Genomic DNA, 19,843 nt, shown 5'->3' with positions numbered 1-19,843 from the left:
TGGTGTCATAACCCTGTCTTGCCCTGAAATAGTAAACTCACTCAAGACAAGGATTACTTATTTAACGGTTTTTGGATCGAACTCATAAAAGCCAGTATCTAATCCACGGCCAGCTGGATGATGGGCATGCACTGCTTGATCAAGCTTTTCAGCTTCTTCTTGGATAAATTGCCCAGCTTCTAATAAGGTTTTAGCCTGAATAAACAATTTAGTAATAGCGACAAAATCATCACCTGGACAGTAAATGCCATCTAGCTTCCAATGAGTTAAACCATGCTCATAAAGCTCACCCAATTTAGACATCATATCAATATCATTATTAATGAAAATATGAGTGCCATGATTGTCCTCATAAATGGAATAATGACTGTTAGCATCTCCTGGCTCTGCCAAGAAAAGACCGCGTTCACGACTAACCTCATCATCGATCTTGGTAAAATGGTAATAATTTTCTAGCAAGGGACGTTTCGAATGATGAATGACTGAAGCACCATAGACAAGCACTTCTGCTGGAAATTCCAAATTTTCAGCTAAGGTGAATAATTCTGCTGATGGGATTTCCCTTGCCAAAACACTTTCAACAGCACCATGTTGCCCCCAGAAATTTACCTGGCGACTAGACGTCACAAAAACAGATGTGTCATAAATCAATTTAAAGTTATAGCCATCCCTTTTAGTGACATAAAACACACCTGCATCACCAACCACAAGATAGTCAACAGCAATCTCTGCCATTAAGTCTAAAAAGGGTTTGATGTGATCCATCATATCTTGATGCATCAAAGCGTTGCAAGCTACTGTTAATTCTTTTCCAGCCTCGTGGACTAGTTTGGCAATTTGTCTCAATTCGTCATAAGAAAAATTATGGGGGAGACGTAACCCATAATTCGCTTCACCAACATAAATACGATCGACACCAGCAGCTAATAAAGCCTTGACTTGTTCTATACTTTCCGCTGTGGCTGTAATAATTATTTTTTTCATATAACCTTTATTATACCAAAAAATTCTAAGCATCAAGCATATTTCTTGCAAAATCTGTCAACGTCCGATTCGGTAATTTTTTCCTGTCGCAGCTAACTTCGTCAAGGTTATTGAATTTTTTCAATTTTTTTAAAAAAAGATGACAAAATGGGACTTTTGTGGTAGAATAGCTTAGTATCTGAAGGAAAGGAGAGGACTATGCCAACACCGTTAAAGAAGCATGACGCATTTGAACACGATGATTCCTATCAAGAATCCCAGGGTAAATTCCAAGATTTTCAAGAGTTCAATGGTCAGAGTGCTAAACTAAAAGAGTTAGTATTCTTCGCTCGGATTGCTTGCTTTAGCCTTATTACTGTTTTATTTGCATTTGTCCTACTCGTGATGAACTTAGCACCGGTTTTGGCTTTCTTATTCGCCAGCATCATCAGCTTAGGGATCACTTCCTTACTAGCTAAGGGTATCAAATCATTACTAATGTAACTTTCAGAGTCCATTTTGTGTGACTCTTTTTCTTTTGCCAAAAACAAAAAAAGATTGAAGCCACAATAACCACCTCCCTTCTTCAGTTAGCCGAAAACTAACTGTGGGGACTGGTGAGCAAAGCCTTCAATCTTTTCTTTTTTTGTTTTTTAGGTTGTCTTATTTAGTATTTATCTTGTGAAGTGTCAGCGTTACTAAGATGCTCATCTTGTTCAGTATAGTCAATGATAATGTCGTCTTCATTTAAATCAATGATAACATCGTCTTGATTTTCTTTCGCTTCAACTTCGGCAAGGGTTTCTTTTGTTTTTTGCACGAAAGCTGTTGTTTTATCTTTGAGCAACTCAAGAATCTCCTCTTTTGTCACCTCTCCAGTAGCCAACTTATCTTTCACATCATAGAAAGTCTCACGTGCTAAATGACTGTATTCACTACCTTTTTCTTTAGCAAGTTGGTGGTAATCATCTGGATTTTCTTTGTAGGATTGGTAAGCTTTTTCAGCACGATTTTTCAAAGCCTTACCTTTTTCTGTTGATAAGAAGTAAGCTGCTGCTGCTCCAGATGCAGCACCCACTACTAATGTTTTAAAGAATTTACTCATGCTTTTTCCCCTTTTTTACCAAATACTTTTGATGCCATCTTACCAACGAGAGCAACTTTGCCAGCTTTTGTGACATTATTTGTCGCACTACTTGCTTTTTGACCAAAATGTCTCGCTTGAAAATTTAAGTCAGATACACTTTCTGACAAATCCGCAATAGCCACGAATAAAGGATCAATTGTGGCAACTTTACCGTTGACATCCTCAACAAGAACATTTGCTTTCGCCAAAATTTCGTTAGTTTGATAGAGAGTAACGTTCACATCGCTAGTTAAAATTGAGATGGTTTTTTTCGCTTCGTCAACTGTTTCAGAAACTTTTTTCAAAACAAGAATTAAAAAAACAACCAAAGCAACAAATGCTAGCGCAATAATAATAAGTGCAATTCCAACCAAATCCATAAATTCCTCCTCTTTCTATCCCTATTTTTGATAATAAGGAATTCCCTTTTGACGACGTCTTTTAAAGACGAAGACCAGACCAATGATAATTAATAATACAGAAACATATTGGGAAACACGGAAGCCTAAGAACATCAGACTATCTGTTCGCATCCCTTCAATGACTAGACGTCCGCACCCATACCAAATCAGATAAAACGCAAAAATTTCGCCATCGAGAAGGCTTTTAGGCTTGCGACGCCAAATCATGATGATAATAAACCCTAAAAAATTCCAAAGGGATTCATAAAGAAAGGTCGGGATACGATAACTTCCTTCAATAAACATCTGTTTTTGAATAAAGCTCGGCAGGTAGTTCAAATGACTGACAGCTTTACCATAAGCTTCTTGGTTGACGAAATTTCCCCAACGCCCAATAGCTTGGGCAATCATAACTCCTGGTGCAGCGATGTCTAAAAAATGAATAGGATCTAGCACTTTATAATAACAATAAACCAAAAGAACTAGAGCACCTGTAATGAGACCACCATAGATAGCAATACCACCATTCCAAATAGCAATAATTTCATCTAAATGATGTGCATAATAAGACCACTCAAACATGACGTAATAGAGTCTTGCTCCAATGAGAGCTAGGGGAAAGGCAATGAGAATAAAATCTAAGATATCATCAGAGGTCATGTCTTTTCTGGGGGCTTCTTTTGATGCCAAGTAAACCGCCAAAATAAGGCCTGATAAGATACATAAAGCATACCAATGAATGGCCAGGGGACCAAGTTGTAAGGCAATGGGATTAATCATCGGCTTGCCTCATTTTTAGTGATTAACTGGGTCAGGCGATCTTCAAAAGTCTGGGTAGCATCAAATCCCATCTCTTTAGCACGATGGTTCATAGCAGCAGCTTCAATAACCACCGAAACGTTACGACCTGTTTTAACTGGGATACGGATACGAGGAACGCTGACACCTGAGAAGGTAATCTCCTCATTCCCATTTCCGAGGCGGTCAAAGACTTTACCGGCCTCGAAATTTTCAAGGTAAATGGCCAATTGCACTTGGGAAGAATCTTTAACGGCACTAGCCCCGTACAGAGACATAACATCAATAATCCCAACTCCACGAATTTCAAGCAAGTGGCGCAAGATTTCTGCTGGTTCTCCCCAGAGTGTTTCTTCGTCTTTGGCGTAAACATCCACGCGGTCATCGGCAACCAAGCGGTGGCCTCGTTTGACCAGCTCTAATCCAGTCTCACTTTTACCAATACCAGAATCTCCTTGAATAAGTACCCCCATACCATAGATGTCCATTAATACACCATGAACACTTGTACGTTCTGCCAAAGAAGCATCGAGGAAATAGGACATTTCCCCAGCCAGACGACTGGTTGAAACCCGGCTGCTCAAAAGGGAAATCCCTTCTTCTTTTGCTGCCTGGATCATTTCATCAGGAATTGCTAAGGCTCTAGAGACAATGACAGCCGGGGTATCCTTTTTAAACATTTCTTTTAAAACAGAATAGCGATTATGAGAGGTCATTTGAGTAAGGTAAGACCACTCTTTCATGCCAAATAGCTGCAACCTTTCTGGAGCATAGTAATCAAAATAACCAGTCATTTCAAGTCCAGGACGTGAGATATCTGATGTTGTGATTTCTTTTTCTAACAACTCATCTGTAGCATATACCACGTCCAATTTGACTTTTTTGACTAACATCTTTACAGTAACTGTCATATTTTCTCCTTTTTCAATATTATAACACAAATCACTATCTAAGCCCTTACAAATACTCAACTTTGTACTACCAAACTAAAGAAAATAAGGTTAAAAATACTTTCCAGGGTGAGGTTTTCTTTTGCTATTATGAGAAAATACCTGTCTTAGAACTACCAAAAAAGCCCTATCTTAACAGATAAAGGCCTTTAGCATAGTTGTATGTTAGGAGATTACAACATATTCCATAACTGAGAAAACCTTCAAGTTCCTGTTAATTCTCAAAGGCTTCTCATTTGTTTACCAAAACCAACCGTCTTCGTCTTCATTTAAGACATCCGCATCTTTACGACGACGGGGACCGCGACCATAGCGTTCTTCAAGTAAATCTTCTTTGTAGGGCAGGAAGAGGGCTAACAGAATATAAAGCAATAGTCCAAAACCAGTGCCATAGATGAGAAGAGCTGCCAAGACACGGGCTAAAGTAAGGTCCCAGCCATACTTGTCTGCTAATCCGGCAACGACACCAGCCACTAATCGATTTTTTCGTTGTTTATAAAATTTAGTTTCCACGGTTCCTTACCTCCTCATTCTATAATAATAGTTTACTTGATTTTTCGCAAAAGAAAATCAGCCTTACGACTGATTTTTTTCAATAAGTTTTCCACGGCAATTTCCACAAACATATTTAGCCAGATTGATACGCCTTTTTCGTTGATAAACCTGCCCACATGTTTGGCAACTATAATGATGATTAGCCTTTGGATTAAAGCTAGTTGGGACATAACGAAGCCCATCTACTTGGGCTAGCAGATCTTTGAAATCCCTATCCTTATGGTGATACCCTCTCCCTTCAAAATAGAGGTGGTAATGACAAAGTTCGTGACGGACAATTTGTCGAAAAACAAATCCTCCATGTTCCTCAAGCACTCTAGGATTAAAGTCCAAATGACCATCTTTTGGAAAGAAGCGACCGCCAGTTGTTTTTAGACGCTTGTTCCAATAAGCCTGATGTCGAAACGGCTTGCCAAAATCAGCCAGGGAAACTTCTTGGACATAATTAGTGAGTGTCACGCGGTGGCAATAGGCTGAGATTGACCTTGTGGCGGTCCAAGTCAATCTTAGAGACCCAAACAGTTACCAAGTCCCCCACTGAAACAACTTGACTTGGATGATTAACAAAGGTCTTACTCATTTCAGAAATGTGAACAAGCCCATCTTCATGAACACCGATGTCTACAAAAGCACCAAAGTCAACCACATTTCTCACGGTTCCTTCTAGTTTTTGACCAATAGCTAAATCTTTCAAGTCAAGAATATCTTGACGCAAGATTGGTGCTTCAAAATCATCACGCAAGTCACGACCTGGTTTGAGGAGGTCAGTAATAATGTCGTTAAGCGTTTCTAGGCCAATGCCTAAAGTTTCTGCCATTTGAGGAATTGTTACGGCAGCAAGTTTTGCCTTAGCATCCTCATCCAAATCATGAATCTCAAGCACCTTAAAAAGTTCCTTGACTGCTGGATAAGATTCTGGATGGACACCGGTATTGTCTAAAATATTTTTGGCTCCTGGAATACGTAGGAAGCCCGCAGCCTGTTCAAAGGCTTTGGCACCTAATCGAGGCACTTTTTTGATGTCAGCGCGCGATGTCAGTGCCCCATTTTCTTCGCGGTATTTAACAATATTTTCTGAGATTGTTTTGTTTAAGCCAGACACATGGGCTAAAAGCGATGGGCTAGCAGTATTTACGTTAACTCCGACTTGATTGACCACGGTATCTACAACAAAGTTAAGGTTCTCACTCAACTTTTTCTGACTCACATCATGCTGATACTGACCAACTCCGATAGATTTAGGATCAATTTTAACCAATTCTGCGAGTGGGTCTTGTAAACGGCGAGCAATAGAAATAGCAGAGCGCTTCTCCACTGTTAGGTCTGGAAACTCATGACGCGCTAACTCTGACGCTGAATAAACCGAAGCTCCGCTTTCATTAACAATGACATAGGAAGTATTTGGGAAATCTTTCAAAACGTCTGCCACAAAGGCTTCGCTCTCCCGACTAGCCGTTCCATTTCCAATAGCAATAATATCAATTTGGTAAGTCTCAATGAGTTGAGCCAGTGTCTCTTTGGCTGCTTGAATCTTCGTTTGGCTAGCAGGTGCTACTGGATAAATGACTTGTGTCGCTAAGAGTTTACCTGTCTGATCAACGATAGCCAATTTTGCACCTGTTCGAAAGGCGGGATCAAACCCAAGAACCATTTTCCCTTTTAATGGGGATACCAACAAAAGGTGACGGAGATTTTCGGAAAAGAGGTGGATAGCCCCATCTTCTGCGGCGTCACTTAGCTCTGAACGGACCCGTCTTTCCATGGCCGGAACAATTTTCTTTTTGATGGTCTGATTGATGACGTCTTCAATATAAGGGTTCGTTTCTTTGAAACGCACACTGAAAAAGCGTTGCATTTTCTCGAAATTATGTTCAAAAGATACTTTTAAGATGCCTAATTTTTCACCACGATTCAAGGCTAAAGTACGATACCCTTGCATGTTGGACACTTGGTCAGAAAAATCGTAATAGATTTGGAAAACCTTTTTCTCATCCAACTGCTCATCTTTAAGCGTTGATACTAAGCGACTATACTGCCAAATCTCATTGTAGGTCCAAGAGCGTAATTTAGCATCTTCTGACATGGCCTCCACAAGGATGTCCACAGCTCCTGCAAGAGCAGCCTCTGGGCTAGTAAAACCTTCTGTGACAAAGGGTTCTGCTGCTGTTTCAAGGTTTTGCGCATTTTGTAAAATCAAACGTGCTAATGGGAACAAGCCTGCTTCACGCGCAATCGTCGCTTTTGTACGGCGTTTTTCCTTATAAGGCAGGTACAACTCTTCCAAATCAGCGAGTTTTTCGGTTGCTTCAATACTCGTTCGTAACTGATCTGTCAGTTTTCCCTGTTCCTCAATTTTAGCGAGAATAGTCGCTTTCCGCTCATTGAGGGCGGTAAGCGATTTGTCCATATCAATAATGGCTTTAATCACTACCTCATCTAAATTCCCTGTCACTTCCTTGCGGTAACGCGCAATAAAGGGAATGGTGTTGCCTTCTGCTGTTAGAGCCAGTACCTGTTCAATTTGGTTAAGGGTAACAGACAAAGCCTCTGCAATTGTTTGATTCGTTTTATTTTCCATAATAGTATCTATTATAGCATAAAGTCACCATTTCAAGATAACACCGAGTAAAAGAGAAGAAATTCCCCGCATATCCTATGATATGCGGGGAATTTCTCAGGTATGGGAGGTTGTTTTTATATCTTTTGAGTTTCAATATTTTAATAACAATGTCAAGAGTACAGTTTGTTTTGAACTATATTCAAAACATTATTTTCTTCAGTCTCCTATAAATGAAAATTCAAAGATAAATAAACATATCGTAAAATCAGTTAAATCTATTTAGTTAAGTGTTCCACAATTTCTTTAAGATTTTGATAATCGTACAATCGTAGTTCACTTTTATCGATAGTTACACTATCTCTATAGCCACTTCTCAATTTTTGTCTATATTCATTATAGAGATGGGACTTATCATTCACTCTATCTACCGCTTCTGTATGTATTATATTAATTTCTTCCAAGCTAGAAGATCTAACCACCCTGGTAATAAATTCCGACTTTTCCTTTTCTGTTAAATCAGAAAAAGCTTTTAAATTTTCAATCATCTCTTTTCGTTGACGTTCAAATATTATGATCAAAGATCGAGCTTTTTCTCGATAATCTTTTCGTTCCTTAAACATCTGTTTTCTTTGTTCAGGCGTCAAATTCCAATTACTATAGCTATTCGCACTTACTGTTGTACTACTTAAAAGCCCCGCTAAGGTAAGGGTAGCCATTATTGCTAACATAACTTTTTCATGTTAATATCTCCTTCACTTTTTCATTTTATTAAAAGTTACTAAACCAGTACATCAATAAACTCATAAAAAAGCAATAAAGATATTATTTTTTATATTTAATTTTAATTTATATATTATTTCCTTAAGCAATTAAAAACAAGCACTTATAGGTGCTCGTTTTTAGGATTAGAATAAGTTGCTCTATGACCTCAAATCTAATTCAAGTCAATTAATTCTCCTGTTTCCAAATAAACCACACGCTCGCAGATATTAGCAATGTAATCCGCAAAGCGTTCCAAATGCCCTATAATATAGAGATACTGAGTACCATTTGGAATGGAGGTTTCCTGGTCTTTCATAAGGCTTATAATTTCTTTTGATAAGGCATAATAGTGCTGATCAATCTGTTCATCTGTTTGTGCAATAGAAACTGCTTTTGATGCCTGATGCAAAGGAAAGGTTTCTAATAAATCAGCTAACATGCGAAGTGCTGATTGCCCCATCAGATGTAATTGGTCTTCGCTGGGGGCTAGTTGGTCTTCTTTTAATTGTAAAATAGCCTTAGCAATACCTGTCATATGGTCCCCCATTCGTTCAAGGTCCGAACAAGAAGACATAATGCTAATCACGAAGCGAAGGTCAGATACTTGGGGTTGCTGTAGGGCCAACATTCTGGCACATGCCAATTCGATGGCACTTTGCCTTTGGTTAATCTTCTGATCTCGAGCAATAATCTGCTCTGCCATATCCTTGTCCTTCGACACCAGTGCCAATAACGTTTTTGAACCCGTTTCAAGGACAAGCTGCCCTAACTCTAGAAAAGAATGTTCTAGTTCTTGTAGTTCTAATTCAAATTGGTCTCTCATAAGGTTGTTTCCTTTCCTCAGCCAAAACGTCCTGAAATATAATCTTCTGTGCGCTGATCCTTTGGATTCGTAAAGATATCCACCGTATTACCGAATTCACAAATTTCTCCTGTTAAGAAAAAAGCGGTTTTATCGGAAATACGAGACGCTTGTTGCATGTTATGAGTGACAATAATAATCGTATAGTCCTTTTTCAGGTCTTGAATCAAATCTTCAATCTTTAACGTGGAAATAGGATCTAGAGCTGAGGTAGGTTCATCCATTAGCAAAATATCAGGTTCTACTGCTAATGCCCTAGCAATGCAAAGGCGTTGTTGCTGACCACCTGATAAAGACATGGCACTTTTTTTCAAGTTATCTTTGACTTCATCCCAGATGGCAGCTCCTTTTAGCGATTTCTCAACCAAAGCGTCTAGTTCTTTCTTGTCGCGAATCCCATGTGTTCTTGGTCCATAAGCGACATTGTCATAGATAGACATGGCAAAAGGATTTGGTTGTTGAAAAACCATTCCAACACGCTTGCGTAACTGATTAAGGTTGAATTTGCTACTGTAAATGTCTTGATTGTCTAGCAGCACTTCTCCTTCAATACGGCAAGATGGTACTAAATCATTCATCCGATTGAGGGTTTTTAAAAAGGTTGATTTCCCACATCCAGACGGCCCAATAAGAGCTGTTATTTGTTTTTCGGGTAAGTCAATAGAAATATCTTTTAGAGCCTGAAACTCACCATAAAATAAATCTAACTGTCTAATTGAAAATGTTCCCATACTAGGAAGCTCCTTTCACAAGTTTCCGAGATAATAAGCTTGATAGGGTATTAATGATTAAGACCGTAATAATCAAAATGACACCGGTTGCATAAGCCTCATTGACATGCAGTCCTTCGCTCGACAGCATATACATGTGCAAAGCTAAAGAACGGCCTGAAGACATGAGACTAGTTGGCGTATTCGTCGATGTTCCTAAGGTATACATCAAAGCAGCTGTTTCACCAATGATACGACCAATAGCTAATATTACGCCTGCTAAAATTCCTGGCATGGCAACTGGCAAAACAATCCGAAAAATCGTTCTTATCTTCCCTGCTCCAAGTCCAAGGCTAGCTTGACGCATGCTATCACTAACGGATAAAAGCGCTTCTTCTGTTGAACGAATGATGACTGGCAAAACCATAATAACCGACGTCAATATTCCTGATAAAAGAGAATATTGGAATCCCAGAAAAACGACAAAGAAGAGCATGCCGAATAAACCAAACACAATGGAAGGAATCCCAGATAAAGTGTCTGAAGCTAGCCGCATCATCTTCACCCAAAGAGAATCTTTTTTAGCGTACTCCACGAGATAAAACCCCGCAAAAATGCCTATTGGCAAAGCTAGAAGAAGAGAACCAAAAACCAATATAACAGTGGAAATAATGGCAGGCATTAGGGAAATGTTCTCAGAAGTATAGGTCCAAGAAAATAAAGACATATTGAGATGTGGCAATCCTTTAATCAGAATAAAGCCGATAATCACAAAGAGGGACACAAAGGTTAAGGCTGCGAAAAAGTAAACGAGAGTTTTTAACACGTATTTACTCATAAGACGATTTTCCTTTCAAATAAGCAAAGCCCGCATTAATCAGAAGAATAAAGAAAAAGAGAACTGCTGATGTCGCAATAAGAGCATCCCTATGCTGACCTGATGCGTAAGCCATTTCCAAAACAATATTGGTGGTTAGTGTTCTAGTCCCTTCAAAGATACCACTTGGAATCACCGGTTGATTTCCCGCAACCAAGATGACTGCCATGGTCTCTCCAATAGCTCGACCAATTCCTAAAATAATTGCTGATAAAATCCCTGATCTAGCTGCTGGTAAGATGACGCTGAAAATACTACGTTCATGACTAGCGCCCAAGGCCAAGCTACCAGAATAGTAGGTTTTTGGAACTGTTCTTATGGCTGATTCTGACAAACTGATAATTGTCGGAAGAATCATTATTCCTAGTAATACAGAAGCTGTGAAAACATTCATGCCGTTACCTGAAAAGGTCCTAACCCAAGGCACTAATAATTGTAGCCCAAAAAATCCGTACACAATGGAAGGGATGGCTGCCATTAAGTTGATGGCTGATTTTAAAAAACCGTATATGGGTTTAGGGCAATAATAAACCATGAAGACGGCAGTTAGAACACCTGTTGGGACCCCGATAAGAATTGCTCCAAACGTAACCAGCAAGGACCCAATAATCATCGGTAAAATGCCATAACTAGCTGGATTGTTGGTTGGGGACCAGTCACTGCCTAACAAAAAACGTGAAAAGCCATAATCCGCCATAAAAGGTAAGCCATTCCTAAAAATAAAATAACAAATGAGTAAAATAGCCACAACGGCTACTGCTGCACTCATAAAGAAAATGGCTTTGAAAATAGCTTCTTTGAAGGATTGTTTTGTCACATGTTATCCTTTCTAGTGAAGAAAGTAAGGGAGATACCGTATCTCCCTATTAACCTTCCTTATCTTGTGATAAATGATTTTTTGAGAAATAATGTGGAGCTAACAGCAGCACATCACTTATTTCAACTTGTCCCATGTGGTCAATTGACCGCTAAAAACATCTGCCAGTTGAGCCATACTGATTTGGCTCGCCTTGTTGTCATTGTTAACCACAACCGCAATACCATCTAAAGCAATGGCATCATGCGTTAGGCTCTTACCTTCTTCGGGACTTAATTCCCGAGAAACCATGCCAATATCCGCTGTCTTTTCTTTAGCAGCTGTAATCCCTGCAGAAGACCCATTAGAAGTAATGTCAATTGTCACTTCTGGATTTTCTTTTTTGTAAGCTTCTGCTAATTTTTCCATTAAAGGAGACACCGAAGTCGAACCTACAACAGACAACTTGCCTGATAAGTTTCGACTAGTATACTCTGCGGTTTCAGTTTTAGCTTCAATAAATTTATTTTCTGTGACGACTTGTTGTCCTTGTTTAGAGTGAATAAACTTAATAAAATCTTGTCCTACTTGGGATAAATCAGAAGACCATACAATATTAAAAGGGCGTTGGAGAGGATATTCCCCATCTAAGACTGTCTCACGGCTAGCTTTTACCCCATCAATTGCTAAGGCTTTGACGGATTTGGTCAAGGATCCTAAGGAAATGTAACCAATAGCATTCGCATTGCCTTGAACTGCTGAGAGAACCCCTTCTGTGCTATTTTGAATCACAGCTGTCTTAGTAGTATTGTCCGTTTCTTTGTCACCATCTTTTTTGAGAATACCTGTGATTTCTGTGAAAGCACCACGTGTCCCTGATCCATTTTCTCGTGAAATCACTTCAATTTTACCTGAAGCGGACTGACCGTTACCAGAATTTGTGTTACCACAGGCGACAAGTCCAAATCCTGTTAAACTAATCGCTGCAAGAGCAAGCATTTTTTTGACTTTCATAACAATCACCTTTATTTCTAACTATTTTTTGTGTAGGATTACTACACTTATAGTGTATCAAGCCTTTGTAAAGGTTTATCCGTGATTCATGTAAAGATTATGTAAAGAATCAAAAAAAGCTACCTTAGGCAATTAACTGCGCTAACATAGCTTTCCATAAACATCACTAATCAAGTGAGATTTGTTCTGGCAATAAAAGGGTAAAACGACTGCCCTTGCCGAGCTGACTGGTGACTGTAACCTGCCCTCCCAATAGTTGACTGAGTTCTTTGACAATGGCTAGGCCAAGACCTGTTCCACCATTTTGCCTACTTCGTCCCTTATTTACTCGGTAAAAGCGTTCAAAAATACGGCTCAATTCCAATTGGCTCATCCCGATTCCTGTATCTGTGACAGAAACCGCTAACCCATCGGTTACTTTCTTAGCCTCGACACTAATGTGGCCACCTTCTTCCGTATAACGAATGGCATTGGACAACAGGTTGAGCAAGATTTGTGACAGTAATTGACGGTCTGATACAAGCATTAAGTCATCTGGTACTTGCAGGTTTAACTGCAAGTCTTTTTTTCCTAGTTGAGGTTGCAAGCTTTGCTTTAATTCTTCGACAAAAACAGCCAACTCTATCTCTGTTAACTGCAGGGTCATTTGTTGCAGTTTAGACAAGGTCAGAAGATGCTCGACAATATGCTCCAACCGTAAACTTTCTTTATAGATAATCTCTAAAAAATCACCTTTCAATGCCTCTTCCTCTGGCGGCATAGCCTTAATCGTCTCAGCAAATCCTTTGATAGACGTTACCGGTGTTCTTAATTCATGTGAGGCATTTGACACAAAATCCAAATTCATTTTTTCATAGGTTCTGATTGTGGTCAAATCGTAAAGCAAGACTAAAACAGCTGACACAGATTTTGCGTCATTGATAATAGGAACTGCGGTCACTTCTAATACCAAATCACCCTCATGAAAACCTGCTACTTCCTTTTTGACGTTGAGTTGTTGATCGAAAGCTTGATGAATGAGGTTACGAATATCCATCCGTTTGAGGTCTTCGATCGACGTCATTTCCTCAGTCATATCAGGAAAATAATGAGGTAGTGACTTACTGGATAATAATAGTTGTCCTTTTGAAGAGACCAAAAACATTCCCATTGTTAAATGAGAGAGTAAGGTCTCCATTTTCTCAGATAAATCTTTGTAGTGATGTTCTTGTTGTACCAAATCTGTTTTTAAATCCGTCATATATTTGGCAAGAAACGTGAGGTCCTCCTGTCCTTTTTCTAAAAAGTGGTCATTACTGGTTAAGAGGGGCTGATGGAGGGTTTCAAAGGCCTGCTCCCACCTCCATAGTCGACAGAGCCAATAAGCACTGCTTCCTAGCAACAAGGCTAGCAAAAAGAGACCTACTCCTTTACTCAGCCAAGCGACTGCCATTCCTAACAGAATGAAAAAAGAAAGACCAAAACTAACCAGTAAAAACTGAAGATAGCGTTTCATCTATAACTCCTTAAACTTATACCCATAGCCTCTAATCGTTTGAATAAATTGAGGGGCTTTAGGATTATCCTCTATCTTATCTCTCAATTTGCCAATATGAACATCCACTAAACGGGTTTCTTGTCCAAAATCATATCCCCAAATCCGTTCAAGTAAACGTTCCCTAGTTAATGTCATGTTGGGATGTTTCATAAGATAGAGCAAGAGTTCAAATTCCTTTGGGGTAAGGCTCAATAAATGATCTGCCTTATAAACCTCATGCCGGTCTGGATAGACGGTCAGGGCCCCAAATACCAGATAATCATCCCTGAAATCATCTGTGTCATCTTCTTGCTGCTCTTTACTGGTTCGACGTAAAATAGCCTTGACACGCGCCAGCAATTCTCTAGGGCTAAAAGGCTTAGTCAGGTAGTCATCAGCTCCTAATTCCAAGGCCAAAACCTTATCAAATTCATCACTTTTAGCAGAAACCATCATAATCGGAGTTTTTATTCCTTTAGCTCTCAGTCGCTTACACACTTCTATGCCGTCTAACTGAGGCAACATAATATCCAGTAGGATAAAGTCAAAAGGCTCTGTTTCTGCCAATGTCAATGCTTTTCGGCCATCTGTTACCAATTGTGTGGAAAACCCTTCTTTACCGAGATGATAATCCAGTAGCCTCAAAATGTGTTCTTCATCATCCACTAATAAGATTTGTTTTGTCATCTATTATCTCCTATTGGTCACATTATAACATACTTATCAGAAATTCTAATACTGTTGCTCTGACCCATAGGTTGTCTCAAAAACGTCTAATCTCTTGTTAAGCGCTCAATGATAGCCTGATGTTCTGGATAAGCAGCCAGTAAATCTGCTCTTTTAAACAATTCAAAATCATCAAATTCAAATCCTGGCACCACAAGGCAAGATACTAGGGCATAATCTTTCTCGACCGTTGAGCCAAAAATAGTTCCTTTAGGGACACAGTAATGAAGCCGTTGCCCTTTGGACAAGTCCAAACCTAAAGTGACTGCTTCATAATGACCATCTGGTGTAATCATATGGACTGTCAAGGCCTCTCCTGCATGGAAATACCAAATTTCATCAGCCGTTAATCGGTGAAAATGAGAAGGATTAGTTTCTTCTAATAAGAAATAAATACTAGTGTAAAGCGCTCGCTCCTTACCAGAAAAATCTAAACGCTCTGAAGCTTTTTCCGTTTGTTTAAAATAGCCCCCTTCCACATGTGGTTCTAATCCTAACCTTCTCACCCAATCTTCTTTTGTCATCATCATCATTTTCCTCCTCTTTATTTTGTTTTATTTTATCACAAAAGCAAACTCACAGCTCTTAATAGCTAAACTCATAGCCATATCATCTGCCATTTGCTTCGAAAAACACTTTGGCTTTGGCATTGTTTCTAAATGATAGTATAATAGACTTATCTTGAATGAAAGAAGGTCATACCCATGGCAATTACCCATAAAAAAAATGATGAACTTGAGAAAATGATGGCAGGTTTTGCTTCATTGCCTCATTTTGATGCTCCCCTTGACGTTTCTACTGATGGTAAATTAGTGACTAATAACAAACCCAATAACCCTACTAAACCAAGTCAATCCTAACGTTCCTGTCCGCTGTCTTCACTGCTTCTTTAATCTCTGAAGGTGAGCGTGATTGCTAGTTGTGATACCGCTAATAAAGGTTATTGATTTAGGCTGAGCAGTAATGCTCCAGCCTTCTCTTTTGTCATTTAGAAAGGATATGGTGCATGTCACTGTTTTCAACTCTTCCTCCCAGTGTCCTACAATGGTTTGCGATTTTTTTATCTATTATCATTGAGGCGCTGCCCTTTGTTCTTTTAGGAACGATTCTCTCTGGCTGCATTGAAGTCTTTGTTACGCCAGACTTAGTTCAAAAATACCTACCTAAGCAAAAGTTCTTGCGCATTCTGTTTGGAACCTTTGTTGGATTTGTTTTTCCTTCTTGTGAATGCGGGATTATTCCCATCATCAACCGCTTTTTGGAAAAAAAGGTGCCTAGTTATACGGCCGTCCCTTTTCTGGCAACAGCGCCTATTATTAATCCTATTGTTTTGTTTGCAACCTATTCCGCTTTTGGGAATTCTCTTCGCTTCCTCATGCTTCGTCTCTTTGGTGCCATCTTAGTGGCTATCGCGCTTGGCATGATGTTGGCATTCCTGGTCGATGAGGATATTCTTAAGGAAAATGCCCAACCCGTGCATTTTCATGATTATTTTCATGAAAGCTTGCCAAAACGCATTTATCTAGCACTGGTACATGCTATTGATGAATTCTTCGACACCGGTAGGTATCTCGTATTTGGAACCTTGATTGCCTCTGCCATGCAAATATATGTCCCAACCCGTGTGTTGACAACGATTGGGCACAATCCCTTGACAGCCATTTTGATCATGATGCTGATGGCTTTCATTCTATCATTATGTAGTGAAGCCGATGCCTTTATCGGAGCTTCCTTATTATCCACCTTTGGAGTGGCTCCAGTTCTTGCCTTTCTTTTAATTGGTCCTATGGTGGATATTAAAAACCTTATGATGATGGTAAAGGCTTTTAAAGGACGCTTCATTGTCCAATTTATCGGCGTATCCGTTCTTATGATTGCCGTTTATTGTTTACTTGTGGGGGTGCTCTAATGATTCGCTTTTTAATTTTATCTGGCTATTTTGAACTAACCATGTATCTCCAGCTGTCTGGCAAACTGGATCAGTACATCAATGTTCGGTATTCTTACCTTGCTTATATTTCCATGGTTTTATCTTTCATTTTAGCTCTTGTTCAACTCTATACCTGGATGAAAAACATTAAGGTACATAGCCATTTAACCGGAAGAATCGCAAAGCTGACGAGTCCTTTTATCTTGGTCTTTCCTGTCTTGGTCGGTCTCCTTGTGCCAACCGTGACCTTAGATTCCACCACGGTTTCTGCTAAAGGCTACACTTTCCCATTGGCTGCGGGAGCCTCTAAAACAGGAGTCAGTGATGACGGAACCACCATCCAATACCTCAAGCCTGATACTAGCCTTTACTTTACAAAATCTGCCTATCAAAAAGAGATGCGTCAAGAACTCCATAAATATAAAGGCAAGAAACCGGTCACCATTACCACTGAAAATTATATGGAAGTGATGGAATTGATCTATCTCTACCCAGATGAGTTTCTTGATCGTGACATCCAATACACTGGCTTTGTTTATAACGAACCGGGCCATGACAACTACCAATTCCTTTTCCGCTTCGGCATTATTCACTGTATTGCCGACTCAGGAGTGTACGGACTTTTGACCACAGGTAATCAAACCAGCTACCCTAACAACACATGGCTAACGGTTAAAGGTCGCCTTCATATGGAATATGATAAAAACTTGGAACAAAATCTACCTGTTCTTGAACTGTCTGAAGTTCACCAAGTTCAGGAACCTGACAACCCTTATGTTTATCGTATTTTTTAGAATCATATAGAATATGCTACCTAAAAAGATCGGTTTTTGGTATTCTAATCAATGGTCAATCAGTCTCTATATCTCAAACAACTTAAAAAGGTCAGCCTAGCTATGTCTAGACTGACCTTTTGCTGTTATATGATCCCTTCCAAAAGCCCTTTCATAAAGTCTTCTGAATGGAATTCTCCAATATCATCCATTTTTTCACCAAAACCGATAAACTTCACTGGAATATCCAATTCTTGACGGATGGCTAAGACCACCCCACCTTTGGCAGTTCCATCAATTTTCGTTAGAATCAAACCTGTTAAAGGTGTTATTTTTGAAAATTCCTTGGCTTGGCTAAGCGCATTTTGACCTGTTGAAGCATCTAAGGCCAAGAGCGTTTCATGAGGGGCATCTGGTATCACGCGCTTAATGATACGACCCATTTTTTCCAGCTCTGCCATGAGATTTTCTTTGTTTTGCAAACGACCAGCCGTGTCAATCAGAAGAATATCTGCACCTTCTGCCACAGCTTTTTCCATCCCGTCAAAAACAACAGACGCTGGATCAGCCTTTTCAGGGCCAGTAATGACTGGCACATCTACTCGGCGTCCCCATTCGACTAGCTGAGCCACAGCCCCTGCTCGGAAGGTATCTGCTGCCACCAACATGACTTTTTTACCTTCTTGTTTGTAACGGTAAGCCAGCTTCCCGATTGAAGTCGTTTTACCAACCCCGTTAACCCCTACAAACAACATGACGGTCAGGCCATCTTGATAATTAATAGCTTCATTATATTGTCCATCTTTCTCATAGATGTCCACCAATTTTTCCACAATCACGCGTTTCAAGGCATCTGGTTTTTTCGCATTTTCCAGTTTGGCTTCATAACGCAACTCCTCTGTCAAAGTTGTCGCCACATGTACACCGACATCTGATAAAATTAGCATTTCTTCCAAGTCTTCAAAGAATTCTTCATCCACTCGCCTGAAATTGGCAAAGAAACTGTTCAGACGAGCTGAGAAGCCAGTCCGCGTTTTTTTCAAGCTACGCTTGTATTTTTCTTGATCTGTCTCAGGAATGGTATCGTAGGTTGCCTTGTTTTGAGAAGCTTCTGCTGAGGTAGAGACCTGATTTTCTTGTGGAACTTCTTCTGGCATCACTGGAACCGTTGCCGCTGCTTTTTCTTGAAGGCTTTTTTCAAGAGCAGCCTTACGACGGTAATAGTCCTCCATAAATTGTTGGCTACTGGTTGGTTCTTCTGAAACACTTGTTTCATCCTCTTCCGTGAAATTAGCTGAATCAGCATCTTGAGTTTGTTCCACTGGAAATTGGTCTACAATCGGCTGTTCCTTGATTTCTTCTGTATCTGATACAGTAGCTTGACCGAATGGACTTGACGTAAGGGCATCTTTGTCACCGACCATGCTAGCAGAATCTGCTGGAGAAACTGCTGTGCTTTCAACAAGTTTTTCTTCACGCTGTTGCGATGCTTCTAAACTGTCTTTGGAAGCTTGTTCTTCTAGAGTAAAAACTGCCGGAGCGTCGTCTTGTGACAGCGTGAGGTCTGGCTGATCTTGCTCACTGGTTGTCGAAACAGCCTCTTCTTTAGCTGATGTTTCCAAAAGTTCTTCTTCTGGTTTGGTTTCGGTCACTTGTTGGGTTTCTTTTTTCCCAAATAAACGATCAAATAATCCCATTAGTTCTCCTCATCTAAAATAAATCTTTTGACAGCTTCTGCGACACCAGACTCATCATTGGTCAAGGTTGTCACCGCATCAGCAGCTGCTTTAGCTCCTGAAACGCCGTTGGCCATAGCCACTCCAAGGCCTGCCCATTCCAACATGCTAAAATCATTCGCTTCATCTCCCATGGCCATAACATGTTTAGCGTCAAGTCCGAGATGTTCACAAAGCAACTTTAATCCAAATGCCTTGTCAATACCGTTTGGCATGATTTCAAAAATAATATCTCGTGATTTAAAAGCTTCAAAATCTTCAAATAAACGTGGTGACAATTTGGCAATCTGCTGATCCAAAAAGTCTGAATCTGTTACTGTTACAATCTTATTATAAAAAATATCTGTTGGCAAGTCGTCAACAGAACTTACCTCAATAAAATTTAACATAGGATTAGCTAAGCAGTATTGAGAATGCCGACCATCTTTACTAGGAATGCTATACACATCTCCATCACTGATAATATCGGTTGGTAATCCAACCGCCTCCAGAGCCTTTTGAATCTGGTAAATCTGATCAAAATTAAGAGAACGTTTATTCAAAATTTCCCCTGTGTTACGCTGAATCAGTCCACCATTAAAGGTGATACTGTAATCCTCTTCATCTAGGAGATTTAATTCTTCTAAAAGATTACCAATGGCCCTAAGGGGACGACCTGTTGTAATAACTACCTTAACCCCTTTTTCTCTAGCAGCGGCAAGTGCTTCTTTATTAGCATCCGTCACAATTTTTTCCGTGTTGTATAGAGTGCCATCTAAATCAAGCGCCAAAATCTTAATATCCATGCT

23 protein-coding genes are annotated in these 19,843 nt (G+C 39.7%); 4 read left to right on the top strand and 19 right to left on the bottom strand.

All coding sequences use genetic code 11. The features are described from left to right. Positions 1 to 57: 57 nt before the first annotated feature. The gene (locus tag FQT67_RS03010) at positions 58 to 984 is read right to left on the bottom strand and encodes a peptidase U32 family protein (protein WP_003061378.1); all 927 of its coding nucleotides are present in this window, start codon (positions 982 to 984) and stop codon (positions 58 to 60) included. 198 nt (positions 985 to 1,182) lie between these two features. Here FQT67_RS03010 and FQT67_RS03005 point away from each other — a divergent pair, with 198 nt between their 5' ends. Continuing rightward, positions 1,183 to 1,467: a DUF3270 domain-containing protein gene (locus FQT67_RS03005; RefSeq protein WP_003049989.1), complete on the top strand. Its 285-nt coding sequence runs from the start codon at positions 1,183 to 1,185 to the stop codon at positions 1,465 to 1,467. A 163-nt stretch (positions 1,468 to 1,630) separates the two neighbouring features. On the opposite strand, the gene FQT67_RS03000 is transcribed toward FQT67_RS03005, so the two are convergent. The 16 genes from FQT67_RS03000 to FQT67_RS02925 form a co-directional block, all read right to left on the bottom strand. Next, complete coding sequence (locus FQT67_RS03000) at positions 1,631 to 2,068, bottom strand: YtxH domain-containing protein (protein ID WP_046177359.1); 438 nt, start codon at positions 2,066 to 2,068, stop codon at positions 1,631 to 1,633. Continuing rightward, a complete protein-coding gene (locus FQT67_RS02995) occupies positions 2,065 to 2,469 on the bottom strand; it encodes a DUF948 domain-containing protein (RefSeq protein WP_003060968.1) in 405 nt (134 codons plus the stop codon). The genes FQT67_RS03000 and FQT67_RS02995 overlap by 4 nt, the downstream gene beginning before the upstream one ends. 21 nt (positions 2,470 to 2,490) lie before the next feature. After that, positions 2,491 to 3,270: a prolipoprotein diacylglyceryl transferase gene (gene lgt / locus FQT67_RS02990; RefSeq protein WP_046177360.1), complete on the bottom strand. Its 780-nt coding sequence runs from the start codon at positions 3,268 to 3,270 to the stop codon at positions 2,491 to 2,493. Further along, entirely contained in the window at positions 3,267 to 4,199 is a 933-nt protein-coding gene (gene hprK / locus FQT67_RS02985) for an HPr(Ser) kinase/phosphatase (protein WP_003049984.1), read from the bottom strand. Before hprK ends, lgt begins: the two co-directional genes overlap by 4 nt. A gap of 279 nt (positions 4,200 to 4,478) precedes the next feature. Next, on the bottom strand, positions 4,479 to 4,751 hold the full coding sequence (locus FQT67_RS02980; RefSeq protein WP_003059402.1) for a PspC domain-containing protein: 273 nt from the start codon (positions 4,749 to 4,751) through the stop codon (positions 4,479 to 4,481). 63 nt (positions 4,752 to 4,814) lie between these two features. Continuing rightward, positions 4,815 to 5,252 carry a SprT family protein gene (locus FQT67_RS02975; protein ID WP_003059409.1) on the bottom strand — a complete coding sequence of 146 codons (438 nt, stop codon included), beginning with the start codon at positions 5,250 to 5,252 and terminating at the stop codon, positions 4,815 to 4,817. Next, the gene (locus tag FQT67_RS02970; protein WP_046177361.1) at positions 5,239 to 7,371 is read right to left on the bottom strand and encodes a Tex family protein; all 2,133 of its coding nucleotides are present in this window, start codon (positions 7,369 to 7,371) and stop codon (positions 5,239 to 5,241) included. Before FQT67_RS02970 ends, FQT67_RS02975 begins: the two co-directional genes overlap by 14 nt. 257 nt (positions 7,372 to 7,628) lie before the next feature. Next, the gene (locus FQT67_RS02965; protein ID WP_046177363.1) at positions 7,629 to 8,081 is read right to left on the bottom strand and encodes a hypothetical protein; all 453 of its coding nucleotides are present in this window, start codon (positions 8,079 to 8,081) and stop codon (positions 7,629 to 7,631) included. Between the two features lie 206 nt (positions 8,082 to 8,287). Further along, positions 8,288 to 8,938, bottom strand: a complete 651-nt coding sequence (gene phoU / locus FQT67_RS02960; RefSeq protein WP_012766700.1) for a phosphate signaling complex protein PhoU — start codon at positions 8,936 to 8,938, stop codon at positions 8,288 to 8,290. A gap of 17 nt (positions 8,939 to 8,955) precedes the next feature. Beyond that, on the bottom strand, positions 8,956 to 9,708 hold the full coding sequence (gene pstB, locus FQT67_RS02955) for a phosphate ABC transporter ATP-binding protein PstB (protein WP_003055005.1): 753 nt from the start codon (positions 9,706 to 9,708) through the stop codon (positions 8,956 to 8,958). Between the two features lies 1 nt (position 9,709). Next, positions 9,710 to 10,525 carry a phosphate ABC transporter permease PstA gene (gene pstA, locus FQT67_RS02950; RefSeq protein ID WP_003055017.1) on the bottom strand — a complete coding sequence of 272 codons (816 nt, stop codon included), beginning with the start codon at positions 10,523 to 10,525 and terminating at the stop codon, positions 9,710 to 9,712. After that, positions 10,518 to 11,381, bottom strand: a complete 864-nt coding sequence (gene pstC / locus FQT67_RS02945) for a phosphate ABC transporter permease subunit PstC (RefSeq protein WP_012766699.1) — start codon at positions 11,379 to 11,381, stop codon at positions 10,518 to 10,520. Before pstC ends, pstA begins: the two co-directional genes overlap by 8 nt. Positions 11,382 to 11,498: 117 nt before the next feature. After that, the gene (locus FQT67_RS02940; protein ID WP_003055008.1) at positions 11,499 to 12,374 is read right to left on the bottom strand and encodes a substrate-binding domain-containing protein; all 876 of its coding nucleotides are present in this window, start codon (positions 12,372 to 12,374) and stop codon (positions 11,499 to 11,501) included. Positions 12,375 to 12,540: 166 nt separating this feature from the next. Then, positions 12,541 to 13,869 (bottom strand): ATP-binding protein, encoded by a 1,329-nt coding sequence (locus FQT67_RS02935; protein ID WP_046177365.1) that lies wholly within the window; start codon positions 13,867 to 13,869, stop codon positions 12,541 to 12,543. Continuing rightward, positions 13,870 to 14,577, bottom strand: a complete 708-nt coding sequence (locus tag FQT67_RS02930) for a response regulator transcription factor (protein WP_046177366.1) — start codon at positions 14,575 to 14,577, stop codon at positions 13,870 to 13,872. It lies immediately after the preceding gene. A gap of 86 nt (positions 14,578 to 14,663) precedes the next feature. Continuing rightward, complete coding sequence (locus tag FQT67_RS02925; RefSeq protein WP_003055012.1) at positions 14,664 to 15,146, bottom strand: cupin domain-containing protein; 483 nt, start codon at positions 15,144 to 15,146, stop codon at positions 14,664 to 14,666. 174 nt (positions 15,147 to 15,320) lie between these two features. Between FQT67_RS02925 and FQT67_RS10740 the strand changes: the two genes are divergently transcribed. The 3 genes from FQT67_RS10740 to FQT67_RS02910 all read left to right on the top strand — a co-directional run bounded on the left by FQT67_RS10740 (position 15,321) and on the right by FQT67_RS02910 (position 17,340). Beyond that, positions 15,321 to 15,476 carry an SPJ_0845 family protein gene (locus tag FQT67_RS10740; RefSeq protein ID WP_012766695.1) on the top strand — a complete coding sequence of 52 codons (156 nt, stop codon included), beginning with the start codon at positions 15,321 to 15,323 and terminating at the stop codon, positions 15,474 to 15,476. A 146-nt stretch (positions 15,477 to 15,622) separates the two neighbouring features. Further along, positions 15,623 to 16,525, top strand: a complete 903-nt coding sequence (locus FQT67_RS02915) for a permease (protein WP_012766694.1) — start codon at positions 15,623 to 15,625, stop codon at positions 16,523 to 16,525. Next, positions 16,525 to 17,340: a TIGR03943 family protein gene (locus tag FQT67_RS02910; protein ID WP_046177368.1), complete on the top strand. Its 816-nt coding sequence runs from the start codon at positions 16,525 to 16,527 to the stop codon at positions 17,338 to 17,340. The genes FQT67_RS02915 and FQT67_RS02910 overlap by 1 nt, the downstream gene beginning before the upstream one ends. Before the next feature lie 125 nt (positions 17,341 to 17,465). Here the strand turns inward: FQT67_RS02910 and ftsY are convergent, their stop codons facing one another. Together ftsY and FQT67_RS02900 are read right to left on the bottom strand one after the other, a co-directional pair. Then, positions 17,466 to 19,016: a signal recognition particle-docking protein FtsY gene (gene ftsY, locus FQT67_RS02905; RefSeq protein WP_046177369.1), complete on the bottom strand. Its 1,551-nt coding sequence runs from the start codon at positions 19,014 to 19,016 to the stop codon at positions 17,466 to 17,468. Further along, positions 19,016 to 19,840 (bottom strand): Cof-type HAD-IIB family hydrolase, encoded by an 825-nt coding sequence (locus FQT67_RS02900; protein ID WP_046177370.1) that lies wholly within the window; start codon positions 19,838 to 19,840, stop codon positions 19,016 to 19,018. Before FQT67_RS02900 ends, ftsY begins: the two co-directional genes overlap by 1 nt. Between the last annotated feature and the right edge of the window lie 3 nt (positions 19,841 to 19,843).

Origin of the sequence: Streptococcus sp. NCTC 11567, assembly GCF_902141215.1 — a bacterium.
In the GTDB taxonomy this organism is placed as follows: Bacteria; Bacillota; Bacilli; order Lactobacillales; family Streptococcaceae; genus Streptococcus; species Streptococcus dysgalactiae.
Note: the sequence above shows the minus strand (reverse complement) of the source record. Positions and strands in the feature narration are given on the sequence as shown.